The organism is Paraburkholderia sp. 31.1 (assembly GCF_014397645.1).
Classification (GTDB): Bacteria; Pseudomonadota; Gammaproteobacteria; order Burkholderiales; family Burkholderiaceae; genus Paraburkholderia; species Paraburkholderia tuberum.
On the sequence record NZ_VZQN01000127.1, the window covers coordinates 1 to 2,379 of the forward strand.

At 60.5% G+C, this 2,379-nt stretch carries 3 protein-coding genes; 2 read left to right on the forward strand and 1 reads right to left on the reverse strand.

Translation table 11 applies throughout. The features are described 5' to 3' along the window. Positions 1–12: 12 nt before the first annotated feature. Positions 13–909 carry a transcriptional activator NhaR gene (nhaR, locus tag F6X37_RS35515; protein ID WP_018419936.1) on the reverse strand — a complete coding sequence of 299 codons (897 nt, stop codon included), beginning with the start codon at positions 907–909 and terminating at the stop codon, positions 13–15. A 147-nt stretch (positions 910–1,056) separates the two neighbouring features. Between nhaR and F6X37_RS35520 the strand changes: the two genes are divergently transcribed. Then, positions 1,057–1,548 carry a CBS domain-containing protein gene (locus F6X37_RS35520; RefSeq protein ID WP_187614639.1) on the forward strand — a complete coding sequence of 164 codons (492 nt, stop codon included), beginning with the start codon at positions 1,057–1,059 and terminating at the stop codon, positions 1,546–1,548. 82 nt (positions 1,549–1,630) lie between these two features. Beyond that, positions 1,631–2,379, forward strand: a 749-nt coding sequence (locus F6X37_RS35525; RefSeq protein WP_187614640.1) for a Tim44 domain-containing protein, incomplete at its 3' end; no start/stop codon positions are given.

Below are 2,379 nucleotides of genomic sequence, written 5' to 3' on the forward strand. Positions count from 1 at the left end.
GAAACGGCCCCGCTAAACGTTGAACAGTTCGCTACGCGCCGCGTCCATGATCATCGCGACAGCCGGGTGGCTGATGTGGCGCTCGATAGAGATTGCGAAAAATTCCTCGACGATCGAATTGATCTGCCCGACTATCGTCAGGTTGTGCTCTGTCTGCAACTGGCTTTCGAGCACGGTTGGCGCGAACAGCAGGCCGCGGCCTTCGCGGCCGAATGCCATGGTCATCGCTCCGTCGTCGAACTCGCCGACGATGCGCGGCGAAATGGCGTGCGAGGCGAGCCAGTGATCCAGCTTGCGCCGCACGGCGGATTCCGTGCCGGGCAGTAGCACAGGCAGCTTGTCGAGCGACATCGGGAAGCGTTTTTTGCTGCCTTGAATCAGCGCCTGGGTTCCGAAGCAGCTTAGCGTCGAACGTCCGAGGCGGTGATTGAACGCCTTGATGTTGACGTCGACGGGAATGGGGGCGTCCGCGATGATCAGATCGAGGCGGTGCACGGCCAGTTGCGCGAGCAGCGCGTGCAGTTTGCCTTCGTGACAGATCATGCGCAGCGACGCCGAGGCGCTCAGCGCGGGTTCCAGCAGCCGGTACGCAATCGCCTTGGGGACCGAATCCGCGATCCCGACGCGAAACCGCGTTTGCGCACCGGATTCGCTTTCGCGCCGCACAGCGCTTTCGAGTTCCGAACCTAACGAAAATATCTCGTCGGCGTAGTCGAGCGCGAGGCGCCCCGCATCGGTCAGTTCGAGCGTGCGGCCGGTTTTCCTGAACAGCTTCTTATCCAGCGCCTCTTCGAGAAGCTTGATCTGGCCACTCAGCGTTTGCGGCGTGATGTGCAACTGCTCGCCCGCGCGCACGATGCCGCCCGCGCGAGCCGCGACCCAGAAGTAATAGAGATGCTTGAAATTCACGAACCCTCCACCGCTTACGGAAAGATACGTTTTTCTCGAAGTATCAACAATAAAAATACGAATTTTGTGTTGGCATGGGTTCAGTTAGATTGAAACCTCGCCCCGAAGCGTCGGCGGGCGTTTCATGACAGCTGACAGAGGTGACATATGGCATCGGTTGCAGAATTGCTGCGTGCGAAAGCTTCCCGGACAGTATGGTCGATCGAGGCATCCGCTTCGGTTTGCAACGCGATATCGATCATGGCTCACAGGGAGGTTGGAGCGCTCATCGCCACGCACGACGGGCGCATAGCCGGCATCGTGACGGAGCGCGATTACGCCCGGAAGATCGTTCTGATGGGACGCTCGTCAACGAATACGCCTGTGCGCGACATCATGTCGACGGCGGTGCGTTATGTCAGTCCGGAGCAGACGACGGACGAGTGCATGGCGATCATGACAGAACATCGGATTCGCCATCTGCCTGTGATCAGGGCAGGGCAGGTGACAGGAATGGTGTCGATCGGCGACCTGATCAAGAACCTGATTTCCGAGCAGGAACACACCATCCGGCAACTGGTGCACTACATCCACGGCAACGGTTTTCACGCCGCTTTTGATGGATCGAAGGCACCACCGGCGGCGAGCTTGCGTAGCTAAAAATATTACTGTTCGTAATGTATTTGCGCGCGCAAATGGAGCGCGTTGCGGGCAGTTTCGCGACTCATCGAAAGAGGTTTTTATGTACACGCAAATCATCAGCAAATTACGACTTGCTGCCGGTGCAGTCACGCGCGGGACGGCCGCGCTGGGTCTGGCGGGACTGCTGGCGCTGGGCGCCGTGGCGTCGAACGACGCCGAGGCGAAGCGCGTAGGCGGGAGTCAAAGCATCGGGCGGCAGTCGCAGACGGCGTCGCCGTCTGGACAAGCGCAGCAAAGCCAACAGGCACAACAGGCACAGCCGGCACAGCCGGCACAACAGGCCGCGCAGGCGCCTGCTGCGGCAGCGGGTAACCGCTGGATGGGCCCGCTGGCCGGTCTCGCTGCGGGCCTTGGGATTGCAGCATTGCTGTCGTCGTTTGGCCTGGGCGAAGGGCTGGCGCAGATGCTGTCGAATGCGTTGCTGATCGGGGCGGTGATTTTCGCCGGCGTGATGCTATTCCGCTTTATCGCCAACCGGCGTCGTCCGGATCTTGCCTATGGACACGGTCCCGTGAACCGCCAGCAAACGAACGGCACACGGTTTCTGAATCAGATCCCGCAAGCGCGGCCTGAAGCGAACTTGCGGGGCTGGCCGAACGCGGCGATGGGTTCGACGGGAGCAGCGGACACGGAGAGGACAACGGGACTACCACTCGAGCAAGATCAGGCGGCGTTTCTTGTATCGGCAAAGACCTTGTTCATGCGCCTTCAAGGCGCATGGGACCGGAACGAGCAGGGTGACCTGTTCGAATTGACGACGCCGGAGATGTTCGCGCAAATCAAGCGGGA

Coding starts and splice junctions, on each gene's coding strand:
- F6X37_RS35520 (WP_187614639.1), top strand. CDS start 1,057: ATGGCATCGGTTGCAGAATTGCTGCGTGCGAAAGCTTCCCGGACAGTA.